Annotated in this window: 21 protein-coding genes and 2 pseudogenes; 14 read left to right on the forward strand and 9 right to left on the reverse strand. The window is 71.6% G+C overall.

The window, feature by feature from the left end:
- Positions 1–43 precede the first annotated feature (43 nt).
- Positions 44–748 (reverse strand): DUF1062 domain-containing protein, encoded by a 705-nt coding sequence (locus tag ACWDD9_RS21290; RefSeq protein ID WP_449812331.1) that lies wholly within the window; start codon positions 746–748, stop codon positions 44–46.
- Positions 749–1,856: 1,108 nt separating this feature from the next.
- On the opposite strand from ACWDD9_RS21290, the gene ACWDD9_RS21295 reads away from it, so the two are divergent.
- The 3 genes from ACWDD9_RS21295 to ACWDD9_RS21305 are packed head-to-tail and all read left to right on the forward strand — an operon-like array spanning position 1,857 to position 4,260.
- The gene (locus ACWDD9_RS21295) at positions 1,857–2,063 is read left to right on the forward strand and encodes a hypothetical protein (RefSeq protein WP_159028451.1); all 207 of its coding nucleotides are present in this window, start codon (positions 1,857–1,859) and stop codon (positions 2,061–2,063) included.
- Positions 2,060–3,112, forward strand: coding sequence for a radical SAM protein (locus ACWDD9_RS21300; RefSeq protein WP_159028450.1), 1,053 nt, complete (start codon positions 2,060–2,062; stop codon positions 3,110–3,112). The genes ACWDD9_RS21295 and ACWDD9_RS21300 overlap by 4 nt, the downstream gene beginning before the upstream one ends.
- Positions 3,109–4,260, forward strand: a complete 1,152-nt coding sequence (locus ACWDD9_RS21305) for a hypothetical protein (RefSeq protein ID WP_049651779.1) — start codon at positions 3,109–3,111, stop codon at positions 4,258–4,260. The genes ACWDD9_RS21300 and ACWDD9_RS21305 overlap by 4 nt, the downstream gene beginning before the upstream one ends.
- Positions 4,261–4,531: 271 nt before the next feature.
- Here ACWDD9_RS21305 and ACWDD9_RS21310 read toward each other — a convergent pair.
- From ACWDD9_RS21310 to ACWDD9_RS21320, 3 genes and pseudogenes are all read right to left on the reverse strand, one after another.
- Positions 4,532–4,690, reverse strand: a pseudogene (locus ACWDD9_RS21310) (IS5/IS1182 family transposase); the annotation flags it as partial.
- Between the two features lie 279 nt (positions 4,691–4,969).
- Entirely contained in the window at positions 4,970–5,230 is a 261-nt protein-coding gene (locus ACWDD9_RS21315) for a hypothetical protein (protein ID WP_049649547.1), read from the reverse strand.
- Complete coding sequence (locus ACWDD9_RS21320) at positions 5,230–5,595, reverse strand: ATP-binding protein (RefSeq protein ID WP_117484996.1); 366 nt, start codon at positions 5,593–5,595, stop codon at positions 5,230–5,232. The genes ACWDD9_RS21315 and ACWDD9_RS21320 overlap by 1 nt, the downstream gene beginning before the upstream one ends.
- A 237-nt stretch (positions 5,596–5,832) precedes the next feature.
- Between ACWDD9_RS21320 and ACWDD9_RS21325 the strand changes: the two genes are divergently transcribed.
- The 5 genes from ACWDD9_RS21325 to ACWDD9_RS21345 all read left to right on the forward strand — a co-directional run bounded on the left by ACWDD9_RS21325 (position 5,833) and on the right by ACWDD9_RS21345 (position 7,726).
- Positions 5,833–6,696 (forward strand): helix-turn-helix domain-containing protein, encoded by an 864-nt coding sequence (locus ACWDD9_RS21325; protein ID WP_063780263.1) that lies wholly within the window; start codon positions 5,833–5,835, stop codon positions 6,694–6,696.
- A complete protein-coding gene (locus ACWDD9_RS21330) occupies positions 6,689–6,880 on the forward strand; it encodes a DUF397 domain-containing protein (protein ID WP_449812332.1) in 192 nt (63 codons plus the stop codon). Before ACWDD9_RS21325 ends, ACWDD9_RS21330 begins: the two co-directional genes overlap by 8 nt.
- Before the next feature lie 89 nt (positions 6,881–6,969).
- Positions 6,970–7,161 carry a DUF397 domain-containing protein gene (locus ACWDD9_RS21335; protein ID WP_449812333.1) on the forward strand — a complete coding sequence of 64 codons (192 nt, stop codon included), beginning with the start codon at positions 6,970–6,972 and terminating at the stop codon, positions 7,159–7,161.
- A gap of 91 nt (positions 7,162–7,252) precedes the next feature.
- Positions 7,253–7,444, forward strand: a complete 192-nt coding sequence (locus ACWDD9_RS21340; protein ID WP_449812334.1) for a DUF397 domain-containing protein — start codon at positions 7,253–7,255, stop codon at positions 7,442–7,444.
- Positions 7,445–7,534: 90 nt separating this feature from the next.
- Complete coding sequence (locus tag ACWDD9_RS21345; RefSeq protein WP_449812335.1) at positions 7,535–7,726, forward strand: DUF397 domain-containing protein; 192 nt, start codon at positions 7,535–7,537, stop codon at positions 7,724–7,726.
- A 155-nt stretch (positions 7,727–7,881) separates the two neighbouring features.
- Here the strand turns inward: ACWDD9_RS21345 and ACWDD9_RS21350 are convergent, their stop codons facing one another.
- Together ACWDD9_RS21350 and ACWDD9_RS21355 are read right to left on the reverse strand one after the other, a co-directional pair.
- Positions 7,882–8,727, reverse strand: a complete 846-nt coding sequence (locus tag ACWDD9_RS21350) for a helix-turn-helix domain-containing protein (RefSeq protein ID WP_449812336.1) — start codon at positions 8,725–8,727, stop codon at positions 7,882–7,884.
- On the reverse strand, positions 8,724–9,479 hold the full coding sequence (locus ACWDD9_RS21355) for a DUF6879 family protein (protein WP_449812337.1): 756 nt from the start codon (positions 9,477–9,479) through the stop codon (positions 8,724–8,726). The genes ACWDD9_RS21350 and ACWDD9_RS21355 overlap by 4 nt, the downstream gene beginning before the upstream one ends.
- Before the next feature lie 262 nt (positions 9,480–9,741).
- On the opposite strand from ACWDD9_RS21355, the gene ACWDD9_RS21360 reads away from it, so the two are divergent.
- The 3 genes from ACWDD9_RS21360 to ACWDD9_RS21370 all read left to right on the forward strand — a co-directional run bounded on the left by ACWDD9_RS21360 (position 9,742) and on the right by ACWDD9_RS21370 (position 11,940).
- Entirely contained in the window at positions 9,742–10,467 is a 726-nt protein-coding gene (locus tag ACWDD9_RS21360; RefSeq protein ID WP_449812338.1) for a DUF5753 domain-containing protein, read from the forward strand.
- A gap of 138 nt (positions 10,468–10,605) precedes the next feature.
- Positions 10,606–10,764, forward strand: a complete 159-nt coding sequence (locus ACWDD9_RS21365; RefSeq protein WP_387821348.1) for a hypothetical protein — start codon at positions 10,606–10,608, stop codon at positions 10,762–10,764.
- 3 nt (positions 10,765–10,767) lie between these two features.
- Entirely contained in the window at positions 10,768–11,940 is a 1,173-nt protein-coding gene (locus ACWDD9_RS21370; RefSeq protein ID WP_449812339.1) for a methyltransferase domain-containing protein, read from the forward strand.
- Positions 11,941–12,054: 114 nt separating this feature from the next.
- Here ACWDD9_RS21370 and ACWDD9_RS21375 read toward each other — a convergent pair whose 3' ends face one another.
- A complete protein-coding gene (locus tag ACWDD9_RS21375; protein WP_449812340.1) occupies positions 12,055–13,035 on the reverse strand; it encodes a helix-turn-helix domain-containing protein in 981 nt (326 codons plus the stop codon).
- A gap of 113 nt (positions 13,036–13,148) precedes the next feature.
- Between ACWDD9_RS21375 and ACWDD9_RS21380 the strand changes: the two genes are divergently transcribed.
- Both ACWDD9_RS21380 and ACWDD9_RS21385 read left to right on the forward strand, forming a co-directional pair.
- Positions 13,149–13,766, forward strand: coding sequence for an RICIN domain-containing protein (locus ACWDD9_RS21380; protein WP_449812341.1), 618 nt, complete (start codon positions 13,149–13,151; stop codon positions 13,764–13,766).
- A gap of 23 nt (positions 13,767–13,789) precedes the next feature.
- Entirely contained in the window at positions 13,790–14,389 is a 600-nt protein-coding gene (locus ACWDD9_RS21385; RefSeq protein WP_117485015.1) for an RICIN domain-containing protein, read from the forward strand.
- A gap of 120 nt (positions 14,390–14,509) precedes the next feature.
- Here ACWDD9_RS21385 and ACWDD9_RS21390 read toward each other — a convergent pair whose 3' ends face one another.
- Positions 14,510–15,358, reverse strand: coding sequence for an alpha/beta fold hydrolase (locus tag ACWDD9_RS21390; RefSeq protein WP_449812342.1), 849 nt, complete (start codon positions 15,356–15,358; stop codon positions 14,510–14,512).
- A 108-nt stretch (positions 15,359–15,466) separates the two neighbouring features.
- Positions 15,467–15,742: pseudogene (locus tag ACWDD9_RS21395) on the reverse strand (alpha/beta hydrolase); the annotation flags it as partial.
- A 368-nt stretch (positions 15,743–16,110) separates the two neighbouring features.
- Here ACWDD9_RS21395 and ACWDD9_RS21400 point away from each other — a divergent pair.
- Positions 16,111–18,957: an ATP-binding protein gene (locus ACWDD9_RS21400; protein ID WP_449812343.1), complete on the forward strand. Its 2,847-nt coding sequence runs from the start codon at positions 16,111–16,113 to the stop codon at positions 18,955–18,957.
- The last annotated feature ends 80 nt before the right edge of the window (positions 18,958–19,037 follow it).

Here is a 19,037-nt window from a genome sequence, read left to right on the forward strand (position 1 = left end):
GCGGCCTCCTCGTCCATCGCGAGCAGGCCGTCCGCCCGACCTATCAGATACTGCCGACCGCCGCGGCGCGGCGCGGGAACTCCCGGCCGGGTGCGGGCGGCAGCCCGATCCGGGCCGGGTCGGTGGGTTCGGCGGCGGGCGCTTCGAGGGACTTCGCGTGTTTGGCCGCGTCGACGGAACCGGGGCCGTGGATGGTGAGTTCGAAGTCCTGGTGCGCCTTGGCGTCCGGCGCGAACGGCAGGCGGAGCCGGCCGTCCGCGACCAGGCGGCGCACCTCGGCCCGGCTCAGGCCGAGACCGCGCTGGAGCAGCCGCTCCACCCGGACCGGCGCGGGCAGCTCGAAGCGCACCCGCACCGGGAGCGGGTTCGGGTCGTCGAGCGCGTACAGCGGCATGCGGGCCTCCAGCTCCCACGTCCCGGTCCAGTCGAGCCGGTACCGGTTCTTCGCCGCGAGCGACGCGCTCATCACCAACTCCCGCACCGCTTCCGGGTGGTTGGTCTCGTACGCCACCAGTCGGGCCGGCTCCAGCGTCGAGACGTGGGCGCGCTCGTGGACGGGCACCTTCGAGGTCCGGTCGCACGTCGCGCAGCTCAGCAGCAGCCAGACGTCGAGCAGCTTGCCGTTCGCGTTGACGCGGATCTTCCCCGAGGCGCGGTGCCGCATGCCGGGGCAGTCCGGGCACGGCCGGACGACGGTGGGCAGGGCGGACTGACGCACGGCCCACAGGGCCTTGCGGTCGGTATTCATGTGTGTTGGGTGCTTTCAGGACTCAGCGGGAGGGCATGCCGAACTCACTCGGCTGCTCCCGCTCTCTGACGGATGCTCACGAAGGGCGCGACCCATCGCCCCGGGGCCGGGTCGTCAGGCTCCGAGGTCGATCGCGCGACAGGTACGTACTACGTGGCAGTCATCAAAAGTCCATGTGGAAGATCATGATCGGGACGGCGGCCCCCGGCAACCGAATTTCCCCGTGCCCTCGGCCGGCGGTCGCGCGCACGGCCCCGCCCACCTCCCAACACCGTCTCCACCAGGCGGGCGGTTGGAGCTTCACCCGCCCATCCGGGCGCCCGGCGCACCCCGGGAGCAGAGGTTCGGGGGAAGACCATCCGCCAGTGGTTCGGTGGTCCCGGCCGGGCCGGGACCGCCACCAGGACTCGCGGTCCGCCGGATCGAGCCGCTTGCCCTGCTGCCAGGCGATGAACTCGGGGTCGTCCAGCGTGCAGCCGTCGCGTATCTCCGGATGCACAGCCGAGCACCGCGCCCTGGCCGACTGCTCACAAACCGCCGTTGCCACAGTCGTTGACCTCACCGTCCGACCTGGGGATGAACTGGACCATGGCCCCACTGAGCGGTGTGCATCGTGAAGTAGCAGGTCACGGGCTTGGTGTGCGTCGGCGTCGGGTTGCTCACACTGGATGTGGGCGGATGACTTCGGTGAAGATCGTCCGTCAGCGGGCGACTTCGCGGTTCGTCAGGACCAGCAGGGCCCGCACCAGTGCGGTCACCCACTTCGGGTCGGTACGGCTCCCGATACAGAACGAATCCGGAGCTTTCGCCAACTGCCGCCCCACCCCGGCCGGTGGCACTCATGCGATGAGCTTCCGCAAGGAGCCGGCCGTCCTGACCCTGACGGTGAGACAGGTCAAGATCATGGTGCGTTTCCGGTAGCGGCGAAGGTTTCGCCCAGCCCGACCCGCTGGACTGACCTCGATTAGTAGTCCGCAGAGTCATGGGAAACGGAATGATCATCCGAGTTCTGAAATCACTCGGATGGCGCATTTCTGGCGGTCGCGACAGCACCTTGATGCGTATAAGGTACCCACAGGAACAAATACGCCAACGAACGGATATGGAAATGGCCGACGCAAACTCTTCAATCCTCGAAGGCCTCAACCCCTCGGATATTGAGATCGACTCGGAGGGGAAAATCAAGATCGGAAATGCGGACATCGCCAAGGCGGTGAGGGCGGCATCCCAGGCCCCGGACACGGCAGACGCCGACTTCAACATCGGCTGTACCAGCAACAACGGGTGTGGCAAGAAGCTGACGGCACCGGCGTGACGACCCTGAACGCCGAGGGCGGCCTCGCCGAGCGGCGGTCCGCCCTCGGCGCGGCATGCGTGCGCTCTCTTCGTGACGACCATCTTCAGCTGATCGTCCTCCCCACCGAGCAGTGCAACTTCCGGTGCACCTACTGCTACGAGGACTTCACCGTCGGACGCATGGCGCCGGCCGTCGTGGAGGGCGTCAAGCGCCTCGTCGACCGGCGCCTGGACGGCTTGAGGGACCTGCGGATCTCCTGGTTCGGTGGTGAGCCCCTCCTGGCGATCGGCGTCATCGAGGAGATCTCCGGCCATGTCGCCGAAATGGCCCGCCGTACCGCCACGACCTACGTCGGCGACATGACCACGAACGCGTACCTCCTCGACTCGGCGATGGTGCGGCGGCTGGCAGCCCTGGGGATCCGGTCCTTCCAGATCTCACTGGACGGTCCGAAGCACCTGCACGACCTGACCCGAATCCGCCGGGACGGCCGGGGCTCCTTCGATCGCCTCTGGGAGAACCTGCTGGCCATCCGTAACGGCAATGCACCCGTCCAGGTTCTCCTGAGAATCCATCTGACGCCAGAGAACCTCCATGCCATGCCAGAATTCCTCCGCCGAATCCGCAAGGATTTCCTTGACGACCGCCGCTTCTCCGTTCACCTCAAGCCCGTCGAACACCTCGGCGGCGAGAACGACGCCACCACGGCCGTACTCTCCACAAGGGAACGGGAAAGAATCCTCGCAGACCTGCAGAGTGTCCTTGGGGTGGAAGATTCCACTGCCGACCGTTCCCCGTACGTCTGCTACGCGGCGCGTCCGAATTCTCTGGTGATCCGGGCCAACGGCACGGTCGGCAAATGCACGGTCTCCCTGACCGATCCCGCCAATAATGTGGGCCGGCTGACGGAAGACGGAACCCTCGAAATCGACAACGATCGCCTGCGCCCTTGGCTGAGAGGGTGGCAGAGCGGCGACTGGGACACCCTGGGCTGCCCGGCCGACGGTTTCACCCTGGGAGAGCCGCTGCTCCAGATCGGCCTCCCGCCCAACCGGTCCGCCGAATGACCGCAGCCGCCCTTGTGTCGCGGGACTACCTGGTCGACCAGGACCGCCTGCTGCGTCCCGCTCTCGACACGTGGGCCACCGAACTGGCCGAGCAGCTGGAGTCAGCCCTTACGACCCCAGGTCGGGATGCCGGCACGCTGCATGACGCCTTCGTCCACATCAACCAGGCCGGTTTCGTGGTGGCGGCGGCGGGCGACCTGACCACTGCGGCGCGAATCTGCAAGTCCCAGCTGGCACTGGTCGCCCACCACACGGCGTCCCGCAGAGACCCGCGGCTGCTCGGCCTCGCCGTGCAACCGTGGGTGAACCTCGGCAGACTGCACGCCTTGCGCCGGCGAACCCACCGCGCCGCCCCGCATTTCCGGCTCGCCGAGGACTACGACGCGCAGCGCAGCGCGGAACTCGGCCCGTGCACCATCTCCGCGGCGGCGTGGGCCGCCATCGTCGCGGCCGAACCGTCACTCCCTCAAGTCCTGTGGAACATCCACGCCAATGAGTCGGTGAAGGCGCACCTCATGGCGAGCGACCCGGCCTCGGCGCTGCGTGTCGCCGAGCGCCTCCGTGGGATGTGTCCCGTCACGGCCCAGGTCTTTCGCACCGAAGGCGAGATCCTGGCACTCCTGCACAACGGCCAACCGGAGTCGGCCGTGGCGCTGGCCGTCGATGAGCGACCTTCGTCGTTCTACGGCGAGCTGGCCTTCCATCTTCACCAGGTGACCGGCCTGGCCATGATGGGCGAGGTCCAGCGTGCCCGGCGCTCCGCCGCGGGCCTCCTCGCGGTGCTGGCCCACGTGCGGCCGCGTCAAGAGGACGCTCCCACCCTCATGCGTCAGCTCAGGCAGCTCGGCACGCTGTCGGAGGCGCTGGAACTGCCCAGGTACGCCCTTGCAGTGAACCTGCGCGGCCTGGAGCTCTGCCGCGCATACGATGACCAGCCCCTGCGTTTCCGGTTTCTGGGCTCGTTGCTCAGCCTCGCACCCGCCCACCGCTCGGCGCCGGACTGGGAGCAGGAGCACTCGCGCCTCAGCAGCGACTCCCTCTACGCCGAGGTACGTCGTGCCGGGCGCCACGCCGACGGAGTGTCGGGCAAGCCCCCGCTGGTCCGGCTAATTGCCGCAGTGAACGCGCTCTGCTCGCGCACTGCATAGCGAGGCTGGGGGGCTTGCCTGCTCGCACCACCCTCTCAGGCACCAAGAACGGCATCAGGCCCGGGATAGTACACACGTTCGTCCAGCACCATCCTCCGGTGGGCCCGACCGTCCGTGCCGCTGCTGCCGCACGGGCTGGCATCCTTCCCACCCACCCGGTCCGTACGGTGCTCGCGTCACTGCCGCCGATCACGGAAGTCCCGGCTGCCGCCGGCCCCGGGCCTTGACGGGGTTCGCGGAGCCAGAGGGTCAGGGAAGCCAGGACGACTCCTGCTCGGTAGCGTGCGGAATCGACGGCGGCGGTCCACTCCACCCGGCTCACCGCGTCGTCACGGACCTGGACATGCTTCAGCAGCCTCGCCCACGTGCCATCGGCCTCCCAGCGGGCGAACCGCTCGTAGACGGTCTGCCACGGCCCGTACCGACTGCCCGACGATCTACACGGCGGACTGCCGCGCGTGACCAGCACGAGCACCGAGGCGCGGAATCACACCAGGCCCGTGACCTGCCGCTTCACGATGCACACCGCTCACTGGCGAAGGGCCGTCAAGGGCGTGAAGGAAGTGCCGCAGCCCCCGGCGCGTGGGCGGCGGGGGCTGGCGGGGTCAGGCGTCCTCGTCGGGCGGCGGGGCCGCGCGGAGGGTGGTGACGACGCCCAGGGCGACGATGGCGGTCGCGAGGGCGAGGAGGACGGCGAAGGCCGTCCCGATCAGGTATCGCACGAGGTCCTGCGCTCGGCGTCGAGGAGCAGGGTGAGGAGGTTGAGGAGCGTTGACGCCGGCGCCGTGTTGAAGCGGACGAGGACGCGGCCGTCCATGGTCCGGTCGGTGCCGATCGAGGGGAAGATCAGGCCGAACTCGCGCCCCCGCTCCACGACTTCGTCCAGGAGGGCGCTGATGTGGTCCTCGGTGTAGTAGCGGATCCGGGGGTCGGTCGGCAGCATCGGGTGACGGCCGGGGCGGTAGATCATCAGACGGCGCCCTTCCGCAGCTCGAACCAGACGGATTTGGCGCGCTCGTGGGGGTCGACGCCCCAGCCGTGGGTGAGGGCGGCGACGAGCTGGAGGCCCCGGCCGGACTCGGCGAGCAGGGACAGCGGCGGGCTGGAGGGCAGCACCGGGCTCTCGTCCGTGACGGAGACCCGGAGGACGTCCCCCTCGGAGATGATCTCGACCAGCGGCGCGGGGGTCTCGGTGTGGCGCCACGCGTTGACGAGGAGCTCGCAGAGCGCGAGCTGCGCGTCGAAGATCGGGGAGGCGGGCCAGCCGACGCGGGTCATGGTGTTGCGGAGGGTCTGTCGCGCGACGGCGATGGTGGGGGTGTTGATGTGACGCATGGGAGTTCTCCCGAGGCGTGAGTGAGGGGGAACCGGCGGAACATGTGTCGCCGTGAGCCAGGCCGTGGAGAAGGACATGGCTGCTCTGCGGTGCTTGCTAGCAGGCGTTACTGACGATCCGTCGGATCGATGTGAGATCGACCCTAGCGCAGACGGTCTCAATTTTGAGCCGAGAGGCGAGGAGGTTCCCCCGAACGTGGCAACTCCACCGCCCCGACCTGCGGCAGACTGGTCATCATGGCGCTACGACCGAACCCAACCCTTCGCCAACGGCGGATCGGGACAGAGCTGCGGAGGATGCGGGAGCAGGCCGGCCTCGGCGGCAGTCAGCTGGCGCGCAAGCTCGGCATCCAGCCCGCGCAGATCACACAGATGGAGAGCGGGAAGGGCGGGATCAGCGTCGAACGATTGCGAACCATCGCTACCGCATGCATGTGCGACAACCAGCCCCTGATCGACGCGTTGGCCGGCATGACCTCGGAGCGCGGAAAGGGCTGGTGGGAGGAATACCGAAACCTCTTGACCATCGACTTCCTTGAAGTCGCAGAGCTTGAGGGTCATGCCAAGCGGATCACCTTCTGCAACACCGTCTACATTCCTGGACTTCTCCAGACCAGGGCATACGCAGCGGCGGTGTTCGCTCGGCTCATCCCTCCCTTGCCCCCGCAAGACATCGAGACGCGAACGACTTTCCGCCTCCGACGCCAGGAGGTTGTCCGATCCGGGGCAACACCTCTTCGAGCCTTCATCCATGAGGCCGCTCTGCGCATGCAGTTCGGCGGGCCTGTGGTGCTCATCGACCAGCTTGCCGCGCTACTGGACGACTCGGAGCAGCCCGGGATCTCCGTACGAGTGGTGCCGTTCGCCATCGACACCTTTCCGGGCGCTGGCGAGAACCTGATCTACGTCGAAGGGCCGGTCCCTGAGCTGGATACAGTCGAGATGGATGTTTCCCAAGGTGCGCTGTTCTTCGACTCGCCGACCAACCTCGCCAAGCACCGAACCATCTTCTCCAGCCTGGACTCCAATGCCCTCGGCGAAGACGAATCGCGCGACTTCATCCGATCCATCATGAAAGAAGTAAAGCCCGCCCATGCCTAGCTCAAAGTGGCAGAAGTCCAGCTACAGTGCCGCAAGCAATGAATGCGTCGAGGTTCGCGCCATCAGTGGGCTGGTCGAACTCCGCGAGTCCGACGAGGGCCACCTCACCCTCCGCACCACCCCCACCGCCCTTGCCGCCCTCCTCCACGGTGTCAAGGCCGGCGAGTTCGACCACCACGCCTGACGGTTCCGTTCCGTGCCCCTCGCCCTCCCGGGGCGAGGGGCGCAACACAAGACTCCATCCGATCTGCCAGAAGGAAGTGGAAGACAGCAATGCCTGAGTCCAACTGGCAGAAGTCCAGCTACAGCGCCTCAAGCAACGAGTGCGTCGAGGTCCGTACGTCCAACGGCGCGGTCGAACTCCGCGAGTCCGACGAAGGCCACCTCACCCTCCGCACCACCCCCACCACCTTCGCCGCCCTCCTCCACGCCCTCAAAGCCGGCGAGTTCGACCACCACGCCTGACGGTTCCACTCCACGCCCCTCGCCCTCCCCAAGGCGAGGGGCGCAACAGAACACTCCATCCGATCTGCCAGGAAGGAAACGGAAGACACCGATGCGAGAGTCCAACTGGCAGAAAACCAGCTACTCCGGCGCAAGCGACAACTGTGTCGAACTGCGGGCCACAAACGAGATAGTCGAACTCCGCGAGTCCGACGAGGGCCACCTCATCCTCCGCACCACCCCCACCACCTTCGCCGCCCTCCTCCACGCCCTCAAAGCCGGCGAGTTCGACCACCACGCCTGACGGTTCCACTCCACGCCCCTCGCCCTCCCCAGGGCGAGGGGCGCAACAGAACACTCCATCCGATCTGCCAGGCAGAAACAGAGAACAGCAATGCGAGAGTCCAACTGGCAGAAGTCCAGCTACAGCGGCGCGACCAATGAGTGTGTGGAGGTCCGTACGGCCAGCGGCGCGGTCGAACTCCGCGAGTCCGACGAGGGCCACCTCACCCTCCGCACCACCCCCACCACCTTCGCCGCCCTCCTCCACGCCCTCAAAGCCGGCGAGTTCGACCGCCACGCCTGAACCCTGTGCGCAGGAAGTCGGCCCGCCCGACTTCCTGCGCAGACACCCCACCGAACCGCTCCGACGCCGTCGTCCCCGGCGCCGGGGACCGTTGTTCGCCGCCCGGCGGGCCCTTGCGCTCCGCAAGGACCCGCCGACAGAGGGACCCTGCTTCCTCAGTGATCATCACGCGGCACCCGCCAGGACCTGACGATCACCCGGTGTGCCGCCGGACCGTACACGGCGCTCTCCGCCAGCGCGTCCCATGCCCGGGTGTGGAGCGCGACGTCCGCCGGATCGTCCAGCCACATCTCCGCGTGCCAGGACTCGGTGATCACCAACGTGCCGTCATGGATCGAGAACCCGACTCCCGCAGGCACTTGCAGATCGGCTTCGAAAGGAACGATTCCCAACCGGACGTTCCCACCCGCCAGCCACGGCGTCAAAGCCCTCATCTGGGCGGCCATCGCGGCCGGCGAGCAGAGGCGGGACAGGAGCGCCCCTTCCCACACCAGGAAGTGGAACGAACGCGAGCGATCGGCGAGCACCCTCTGGCGCTCCATCCGAGCCGCCACCGCCGCCTCGACATCACGGATCGAGGGATGGACCCTGGTGTACCGGGCGAGGACCGCCCGAGCGTACTCAGCCGTCTGCAGCAGGCCGGGAATGAGAGTCGGATCGAACGACTGACGATGCCCGGTCTTCCTTCCCTGCGCGGCATGCGCCTCCTGCACCGGTCGCGCGCCACCCGCGAGCTGGCGCCTCCACGACCGGTACTGCGTCTCCAGCGTCCGTAGTCGGCCCACGAGTTCGGCAGCGGCGTCAGGCCTGCCGACGGCCTCCGCCCACGCGACCAGATCCGCCGTGCCGGGCGACTGCCTTCCGTTCTCCAACGTGCTGACCTTGGACTGCGGCCAACCCAACAGCGCGGCCAGGGCGCGGCCGGACAAGCCGCTCTCGGTGCGGAGTTCACGCATCCGGGCACCGAGAGCAACCCGTGCCTGCTGAAAGTCGGTGCTCACATAGCGGAAACTACCTGAGCCCGGAACTCCGCGTAGCGCACCGCGTGGTGCCAGGCGGCGTCACGGGCCTGGCAGGCGCGAAGGACCTCCAACGGGTCGGTGACCAGTTCCATGCCGACGGTGCGCTCCCCTTCGAAGTGAAAGCGCGCGACCGTGCGGGAGTCGAAGAGCCAGAAGTCCGATAGCCCGGCCAGCCCGGCGGCGTCGGCGTCCGAGCGCCACATGTAGCGGATGTCCTCGCCGGCCGCCACGTTGGTTCGGGCGCACGCCAGCAGGTACCGCTGCCCTTCGGTCGGCGGGTTGTCCACCAGCCGGACCCGCTCGAACCGCTTGCCCTTGTCGACCATGCGGCGCACGTTCTCGAACCAGGGGTGCCCGACCTCGCCGGCGGTGTCTCCGCTGCGGAGGAACTCGGAGTAGGAGGGCATCTGCTTGTCGGACAGATAGCTGGTCCTCGTCTCCAGCCGCCACGCGGTGTGCTCGAAGCCATCGTTGATGAACTCGGTGATCCTCTGCTGCGGCACGAACTCCGGCACGGTCGTCGACTCCCTCGGCGCGAACCTCACGAGCAGTTCGCGAGGCACGACTACGAAGCCTTCATCCTCCTTCACGTACTTGAGTTGCGCCACATCCTCCGGGTCCGTCACCGCGTATCCCTGCACCAGCACCTCGCCGGTGTCCATGTCCTCGTACAGCGTCGGACAGTCCCCGACACCAGAGGTGCTACCCATTACTTGCAGCCGCCTTGCCATAGTCCTTCTCCTGTCCGAGAGCTCGGAAGACCTCATGATCTACGCCAACTCGCGCTGCATCATGGATGATTCTCGATTATTCTCAGACATCTCCGAACCGCCATGGCTCCTCGCATCGCGGCACCCTCGCGAGACTCGCCGATGATTCTGACAGTGCCTCACTCTCGTGGTCCAAATAGTCGAGAATCACGAATCCGATACTCGCTCAACATGGTTACCCGAGCGTTCCGAGTAAGACCGACCGACCATAAGGGGGACGACTGTGAGCCTGAACCAGGAGCGTGCGCTGGTCGGCTACGACGAGATCGAAGCCGGGGCCGGGGCCGAAGGCGTCGGGCAGCCCGGAGCGGCGGCCGAGCTGTCGGCGAGGCTGCGCGCCTTCGAGTCAGGAACCCGCTCCTGGCGGCGGCAGTTGGCCGCCGGGCACAAGCCGGTACAGGACACGCTGACCGCCGAGCACGACCGCTCGACAGTCATGCGCGCATGGCAGAACTCCACGATCGTCGGCCTGCTCCAGACACCCGACTACGCCCGGCACGTCTTCAGCGCATTCGTCGACCTCCACCGGTCACCGCGCGACGTCGAGGAAGCCGTACGCGCCCGCATCCAGAGGCAGGAGAGCCTGTACCGGCCGGGCCGGAAGTACCACATCGTCATGTGGGAGCCGGTACTGCGCAGTCTGATCTGCCCCCCGGCCGTGATGGCCGCCCAACTCGACCGGCTCAGCGGCGTGATCGGGCTGGACACCGTCTCCCTGGGCATCGTCCCGTTCGAGGCCTCGCTCACCTTGCCGCCGGCCAACGGCTTCTGGATCCACGACGACCGGCTCGTCATCGTCGAGGACTGGCACGCCGAACTCTGGCTCGACCAGCCGGACAACGTGGCGCTGTACCGGCGCGTCTGGGACACGCTGGCCGACTCCGCCGTCTACGGCGCCGACGCCCACCGGGTCATCGCGCGGTGCCGCCGGGCTCTCGGGGACGGGTGAGGAATCCCCGCGAACTCCGCTCCCAGCGGCTCGAATACCCGAGAATCACGCGCCCGCCCTCGCATCGGACACGCCTAACGTGCTCACTGACACCCGTGAGCAGCACGGGAGTCGACCGACAGCAAAAAGGGGAAGCGCATGCCCGAGTTCGACGGTGGCAAGCACGGTGGCGGCCAGGGCAACGGCCAGGGCGGCGGTCAGCAGGACGACTCCAGCAGCGGCAACAAGCACGGTGGCGGCGGCAGCGACGAGGGCGGGAACACCTCGGACGGCAGCGGCCCGACGTCCGGGCACTGACGCGTGAGCGACCGGCACGAAGCGGAGGCCGGCCGGGCCAGGCTGGCCTCCGCGCTCATCGCGAACGGGTCCCTCGCCCCCGACTGGCTGGCGTCGTACCAAGCCGTTCCACGCCACTGGTTCGTCCCTGACCTGATCTGGCCGGGCCGGGCGGACGGGGTGCGCCAGGGCGAGTCCGTGCACCGCTTCGCCGATCCGGACGGATGGTTGGGCGCCGTCTACTCCGACGCGCCGCTCACCACGCAGTGGGACGACGGCGAGCACAGCGGGTTCGACCGCGGCACCGTGCCCACCTCGTCCAGCTCCATGCCGACCATGGTGTTCTCCATGCTCGCCGCCCTGGGCGTGGCGGACGGCGACCGGGTGCTGGAGATCGGCACCGGCACCGGGTGGAACGCCGCTCTGCTCTCCCACCGCGCGGGGGCCGGGAACGTCGTCTCGGTGGAGGTGGACGAGGACAGCGCGGCCGCCGCACGGCACCGGCTCGCCCGCGCCGGGTACCGGCCCCGGCTCGTGGTGGGCGACGGCTCGGAGGGCTTCGCCGACGGCCCGCCGTTCGACCGGGTGATCGCCACCTGCTCGGTCCACCGGATTCCGTACGCCTGGATCGAGCAGTCCCGGCCCGGCGCCGTGATCGTCGCCCCGTGGGCGCCCGAGTACGGCGGGGAGGCCGTCGTCCGGCTCACGGTCGGCGACGACGGCACGGCGAGCGGCCGGTTCGTCAGGTCGTCCGCCTTCATGCGGCTGCGCCGGCAGCGGACCGTTCGGCCCGGCAGCCTGGAGTACCTGTCCGGGCCGTGGCCGGCCGACGGGGCGGTCTCGTCGACGGCCCTCTCCCCCGACGCCGTCGGCGGGTGGCCGGCCATGTTCGCCATCGGCGTGCAGGTGCCCGGCGCGTTCCCGCTGACCGAGCGGTACGCCGACGGCACGTACACGCTGTGGCTCCACGACACGGCCGTCACGTCCTGGGCCACCGCCGACTGGGAGCCCGGCCGGACCGCCTACGAGGTGGTGCAGTCCGGCCCCCGCGGCCTGTGGGACGAGGTGGAGGCGGCCTGGCGCTGGTGGCGTCGCCGGGGGCACCCCGGCTTCGAGCGGTTCGGGCTCACCGCCACGCCCGAGGGGCAGACGGTGTGGCTGGACAGGCCGGACAACCCCGTACCGGCGCCGCACTGACCGGAGTGGGAAGTCGGCCCGGCCGACTTCCTACTCCGCACCCCTCGCCCTCCCCCGGGCGGGGGCGCGACCGGGCGGGGGCGCGATCGGGCGGGGGCGCGATCGGGCGTACGTCTACACGGCTCCGCCGAGCCGCTGGTAGAGGACGTGCCGGGACTGCCGGGTGCGGCTCACGAGGCCGGCCCGGTGGAGGATCTGCAGGTGGTACGAGGCCGTGGCCGGGCTCAGGTACAGCCGCTGCGCGAGCTCCGTCGTGGAACGCGGCTGGCTCAGCTCCGCCAGCAGCCTGCGCCGCATCGCGCCGATCAGCGGGTGGTCCCGCTCGGGCGCCAGGCAGTCCACCGGCCCGGCCGGATAGACGATCAGCGGGGTGCGCGGCGCCGGCACGCCGGGCGGCTCGCCCGCGCAGAACAGCGCCCAGTCGACGAAGACGCTCGGCGTCAGGATCACCCCGTCCGCGTCCACCGTCAGCCGGTGGATGCTGCCCGTCCGCAGGTGCACGATCAGCTCGCCCTCGCGCCACTCCAGGTTCGGCGCCAGGTGGTTGAGCGCCTCGGCGAGCCCGGACCGGGCGATCTCCGACGCCCGCGCGGTGACGTCGGCCTCCAGCCTGGCCCGGATCCCCGGCCACGACGTCGCCAGTGCCCCGTGCCAGAACCGCGCCATCTCGTCGGCGAGGCGGCGCGCGACGTACTCCTCCCCCCGCTCCAGGGCCCGCAGCAGCTGCCGCGGCGGCGGGTGGCCGGAACCCCGGTCCCACGCGTGCCCGTTGACGGCCCCCGCCAGTTCGTAGTGGACCCGCTCCCGCGGGGTCGTCGCGATCTGGTGCAGCGCCGTGTCGATGTCGGTCAGGAACGCCGGGGGCTCCGGCCGGATGAAGTCCGGCGCGTACCCGAGCGGACCGCCCCCGCCGACCACGGCCAGCAGCCCCAGCCGGTTGCGGGACAGCGCCTCCGTCGCCCTGGCCCGCCACTGCGGGGTGAGCGTGCCCGGGCTGAAGCCGACGAGGCGCAGCAGGTCCTTCGCCGCGCCCACCGGTGAGACCGCGAACCTGACGCCCCCCAACCCCCGGGCCCCCAGGCGGATCCGGATCACGCGCGTTCCCCCTTCGCCAGCCCCTTCGAAAGAAATCGAATCATTCGATCGGTCGATCGGCTTGGCGTTTGCTGGATTCACCGCACAGTCCAGCCCCGAGAGGAACAGGACCCGTGATCGTTCACAAGAAGTTGGCCGCCGTCGTGGCCGCCGCGGCGGCCCTCGTCGTCGGCGCCACGGGCGCGGCGTCCGCCCAGGGCGCCGGGTCGGCCGAGTCGGCCGGTGGTGCCGGTCACGTGGCCTGGAGCCAGGGCCAGGCGCCCGGCACCCAGTCCGGCGGCCAGGCCGGCGCGCTCGCCGCGGGCCTGTACGTCCGGATCTACAGCCTGTACCGGGGGACCACCGGCCAGTGCCTGGACGCCGACGCCACCAACGGCGGCAACGGCACCCGGGTGCAGGTGTGGGGGTGCAACGGCACCGCCCAGCAGGAGTGGTTCCTGTCCACCGACGGCAGCCTGGAGAACGTGCGGTTCCCGGGCATGTGCCTGGACGCCGACACCAACGGCGGCGGCGGCAACGGCACCCGGGTGCAGCTGTGGCAGTGCAACGGCACCACCCAGCAGAAGTGGTACCACCCGTCCGGGGACCTGGCCATCTACAACGTCCGCTACAACAACGGCAACAACACCGTGCTGGACCGCGACATCAACGTCGCCGGCAACGGCGCCCAGACCCAGCTGTGGGTCAAGAACTTCCAGTCCCAGCAGTGGTGGGACATCCGCACCGCGTGACGCCGACCCGGAGGAGACCACCCATGGCAACCAGTGGCCACAGCACAGCGGCCCGCCCCCGGACGAGGCTCGGCACGGGGGCCCTCGGGCTCCTCGCCGCGCTCGCGTTCGCCGTCGGGGCGACGCCGGCCTCGGCGTCGGCGCCGACCGCGACGGGGCAGGGCGGCGCAGCCTCGTCCCCCTCGGTCAGGGACGGGGAGATCGTGGAGCTCTGGAACTACAACAGCCAGCACTGCCTGTCGGTCGGGGCCGGGAGTACGGCGGGCGGGGCCGGGATCATCCAGTGGTCCTGTTACGGCGGCGCCGAGCAGTACTGGGGCCTCTACCCGATGCCGAACTCCGGTGGCGGCTACGAGATCGTGAACAAGAACAGCGGCAAGTGCCTGGCCGATCCGGCGAGTTCGCCGAACGCCGGCGTCCAGCTGATCCAGTACGGCTGCGACAAGGGGCCGGAGCAGACCTGGTACTTCGGCTCGAACCCGGACACGGGCTTCGCGCAGATCAGCAACCGGGCGAGCGGCCTGTGCGCCGCGGTCGGCGGTTCGAGCACGACGCCGGGCGCCCCGGTCGTCCAGTGGCCCTGCACCGGCGGCTCCGAGCAGCGGTGGACGACGTCTGGTTGACGGCCGGACGACCGGACGGCCGCCGGTGACCGGGTCTCGCGGCTTCTCCCCCACGAAGCCGCGAGACCCTGCCCGACGCGGCCCGGCCCGACGTAGCCCCGGCGGGCGGCTGCCCGTCCGTCAGAGGCGGTCGGCGTCCAGGACGGCCCGGGCGAAGGCCTCGGGTGCCTCCTGGGGGACGTTGTGGCCGACGTCGGGCAGGGTGCGGTGGAGGTACGGCCCGGTGAAGAGGTCGCGGTAGGAGGCGCCGTCGCCGGGGGCGGTGAAGGGGTCGCGGCCGGGGTCGAGGGTGACGGTGGGCACGGCGATCCGGGGGCGGGCGGCGAGCCGGTGCTCCAGCTCGTCGTAGCGGCGCTCGCCGTCGGCCAGGCCCAGGCGCCAGCGGTAGTTGTGGATGACGATCGCCGCGTAGTCGGGGTTGTCGAAGGCGGCGGCGGTGCGCTCGAAGACGGCGTCGTCGAAGGCCCAGGTCGGCGAGACCTGCCGCCACACCAGGCGGCACAGCTCGCGGCGCCTGTCCCGGTCCTCCATGGCGAGGCGCCCGCGTTCGGTGGCGAAGTAGAACTGGTACCACCAGGTGTGCTCGGCGGCGGGTGCCAGCGGCTCCTTCTGCGCCTCGACGTCGGTGATCAGGTAGCCGCCGACCGAGACCAGGGCCCTGACCCGCTCGGGCCACAGCGCGGCGATGATGTCGGCGGTGCGCGAGCCCCAGTCGAAGCCGGCCAGCACGGCCCGCCGGATGCCCAGCGCGTCCATCAGGGCGAGCACGTCGAGGGCGACGGCGGACTGCTGGGCGTTGCGCACCGTGCGGTCGGACAGGAAGCGGGTGCTGCCGTGGCCGCGCAGGTAGGGGACGATCACGCGGTAGCCCCGGGCGGCGAGCAGCGGGGCGACGTCGACGTAGGGCCTGTCTTCAAACTCCCGTCGTTCGCCCGGAGGGCGGGCGGGGCGGCGTTGGGGTGCGTGCATCGCAAGGCGGAGGAGGGAGCCACTGCGGAGCATTGGCGACCGACGACAACGCGGCGAGGTGCGTGCCCCAACGCCGCCCCGCAGACGCGAGTTTGAAGACAGGCCCTAACTGTGGATGTCGTACGGCCAGCCGTGCAGGCAGACCACGGCGGGGCCGTCGGCCGGTCCGTCCTCGGCGTAGCCGACATCGAGCACGCCTGCCCGGACCCGGGCCAGGCGGGAGAAGCCGGTCCGGCCGGGCACGGGGGACCCGGCCGGACCAGCGGGGGCGGCAACCCCGGCAACCCCGGCGGCCCCGGCGGCCGGTGGCAGGGCGGCCAGGGACAGCGCGGTGGTGCCCGCGCCGAGTCCGACGGCCCTGGTGAAGGTGCGCCTGTCGATCATTCCGGTTCCTATGCCTTCGCGAACGTGCCGTCCGGGACCATGAACTGACGGTTCGTCAACGTACCGGACCGCCGCCGGCTGCCGTGGGCGGCGCCCGGGACGGCCGGGTCACGGGTGGCGCCCGGGGCCCCGCCGGAGCGGGCCGGACAGGACCGGGTGGGGGCGAGGGGACCCGGGTTGCGGGTGGGGGCCGGGGTGGCAGGCAGGCGGCGGCGACGGCGCCCCGGCGGCGAGCCCCGGGCGCGGCCACGGCATGATGTGCCCATGGCCTTCGCACCCCTCCTCGGCGAGCGCCGCGCACGTGAACTCGCCGGACGGCCGTGAGCCGGCCGGTCGAGCCGGGATCGCCCGGCGCCGGATTCGCGTTCGTGGGACGTCAACCTGAACTGGACCGTCTCACCGACTCCATGCTCCGCCCGCCCGCCGTCGTCCTGATCGAGGGCGAGGCCGGCCTGGGCAAGTCCCGCCTGGTGGCCGAGGCCGCGGCCCGGGCCGCCGCCGCGGGCCGCCGGGTGCTGACGGGCTTCTGCCACCCGCTGCGCGAGCCGCTGCCCTTCGGCCCGGTGGTGGACGCGCTGCGCGGCGTCGGCCCGTTCCTGCCGCCCGCGGACCGCATCCCGGCGAGTGCCGGGGCGCTGCGCCCGCTGCTGCCGGACCTCGCCGACCGGCTCCCGCCCCCTCCCCCGGGCGCCCCCGGCGAGGGCCCGCCGGGGCTGCGGCTGCTGGTCCAGGCGGTGCGGGCGCTGCTGGGCGCGCTCGGCGAGACCGTCCTGGTCGTCGAGGACCTGCACTGGGTGGACGACGCGACCCGCGAGCTGCTCCTGCTGCTGGCCCGGGACGTGCCGCCCGGCCTGGCCCTGGTGCTCACCTACCGGGCCGAGGACCTGCCGCCGGACACCCCCGTGCTCGGCGCCGCCTACCGGCGACCGGCCGGGGTGGGCGGCGCGCTGCTGCGGCTGTCCCCGCTCGCCGAGGCCGAGGTGCACGAGCTGGCGCGGGCCGCGCTCGGCCCGCGCGCGACCGCGGCCCTCACCCGGGTGCTGTTCGAGCGCAGCGAGGGCCTGCCGCTGGTCGCCGAGGAGGACCTGATCACGCTGGGCGAGCGGCGCGGCGCGGACGCGCTGACCACCGCCGCGGACCTGGCCGCCGACCTGGAGCAGTCCGAGGTGCCGCGCGGCCTGCGCGACGCCGTCACCGAGCGGCTGGCCGTGCTGTCCCCGGACGCGGCCGCGATCGCCTGCGCGGCCGCGGTGCTCGGCGTGCCGGCCGGGGAGGAGCTGCTCGCCGCCGTGGCCGGCCTCGACGCGCAGGCCGCGGCGGACGGCCTGACCGAGGCGCTGCGGGCGGCGGTGCTCAACGAGAAGCCGCTGGCCCGGTACGGCTTCCGGCACGTCCTGGCGCAGCAGGTGGCCTACCGGCGGCTGCCGGGGCCGCGGCGCGGCGCCCTGCACCGACGTGCGGTGGCGGCGCTGGGCGCGCGCGAGCCGAGGCCGCTGGTGCAGATCGCCCACCACACCCTGGCGCTGGGCGACCGGGCGGCCTGGCAGGAGGTGGCGGAGGCCGCCGCCGACCAGGCGGTGGCGCTCGGGGACAGCGGCAGTGCCGGGCCGCTGCTGCGCCGGCTGCTGGACGAGCCGGACCTGGACCCGCGCCGGCGCGGGCGGGCGGCGCTGGCGCTGGCGCGGATCGCCGCCGACGGGGTGGACTCGCTGGCGAGCGCCGCGACGCTGACCGCGATCATCGCCGATCCGCGGCTGCCGGTGCCCGACCGGGGCGAGATCCGGCTGTCGCTGGGCTTCCTGATGGCCGTGCACGGCGGGGACCGGGCCGGTTTCGACCGGATCGAGGAGTCCCTGGAGGAGCTGGAGCAGCGCCCGGACCGGGCGGCCCGGGCGATGGTGGCGCTGGCCATGAACGAGCGCGACGGCGCCGGGGAGCGCGCCTGGCAGTGGCTGGAGCGGGCCGAGCGGGTCCTGGCGGCGAGCCCGGACGAGGAGGTGGCGGCGGCCGTACGGGCCACCCGGCTGACCTTCCTGGCCCGCGAGGGCGACCCGTCGGTGTGGGAGCGGCTGGAGGCGTTGCCGCGCAGCTCGGAGCGGCCGGAGATCGTCCGGCAGACCACCCGCGCGCTGTACAACGTGGGCGAGATCGCCGTCGAGCTGGGCCACGACCGGCGGGCCGCGCGGCTGTTGGAGGAGAGCCGGCGGCTGGCCCGGCAGGCGGCGATCCCGTACCTGGAGTGCTACAGCCGGATCGCGCTGGCGCGACTGGACGGGCTGGCCGGGCGGTGGGAGGGGCTGGAGGAGCGGCTGGCGGCGCTGGGCGCCGAGTTCCCGGACCTCGCGATGGCCGGCATCGAGCAGGCGCTGCTGCTGGGCCGGCTGGCGGCGGCGCGCGGGCAGCTCGCGGTGGCGTACGCCCGGTTCGCGGAGGCGGAGCCGTACGGGGAGCGGGAGTCGCAGGTGACCGGGGCGCTGCGGGTGGCGGCCGGGCCGGCGGCGCTGCTGCTGGCGGAGGGCGACGTCGCGCGGGCGGCGGCCGTGGTCGCGCCGGCGCTGGACACCCTGCGCGCGGCGGGGGCCTGGCCGCGGGCGGCGGAGCTGCTGCCGGTGGCGGTGGAGGTGCTGCTGGCCGGGGGCGACCGGGCGGGCGCGGCGGAGCTGGCCGGGCAGGCGGGGGCGGGCCTGGAGGGCCGGGACGCGCCGGCCCCCCTGGCGGCGCTGGCCTTCGCCCGGGGCCTGCTGCTGGCCGACGGGGGCGACCCGGCGGGCGCGGGCGCGCAGTTCGTCCGCTGCGCCGGGCTGTGGCGGGAGATCGGGCGACCGTACGAGGCGGCGCGGGCGGAGGAGCGGGCCGCCGCGGTGTCGGCGGGGGTCGACCGGGCGGCGGCCGGGGAGCTGATCGGCGCCGCCGAGCGGGCCTACCTGGCGCTGGGCGCGGCCTGGGACGCGGCCCGCTGCCAGCGGCTGCGGCGCGAGCTGGGCCTGGGGCGGGCGGCCTCGCCGGGGCGGCGCGGCTACGGCGAGCGGCTCTCGCCGCGCGAGCGGCAGGTCGCGGCGCTGGCGGCGCAGGGCGCGGCGAACCAGGACATCGCCCGGGCGCTGTTCCTGTCGACCCGTACGGTCGAGCACCACGTGGCGAGCGCGCTGCGCAAGCTGGGGGTGAGCCGGGCGGGGCTGGGCGAGGCGCTGGCCGCGGAGGACGGGGCCTCCTGAGGAAAAAGGGGGTCCCGCCCGCTCCCTCAAGAGGCGGGACCCTGTCCGTGGTGTCGGCCGTGCCGGTGGGTGGGTGGACG

The organism is Kitasatospora sp. NPDC001119 (genome assembly GCF_053598475.1).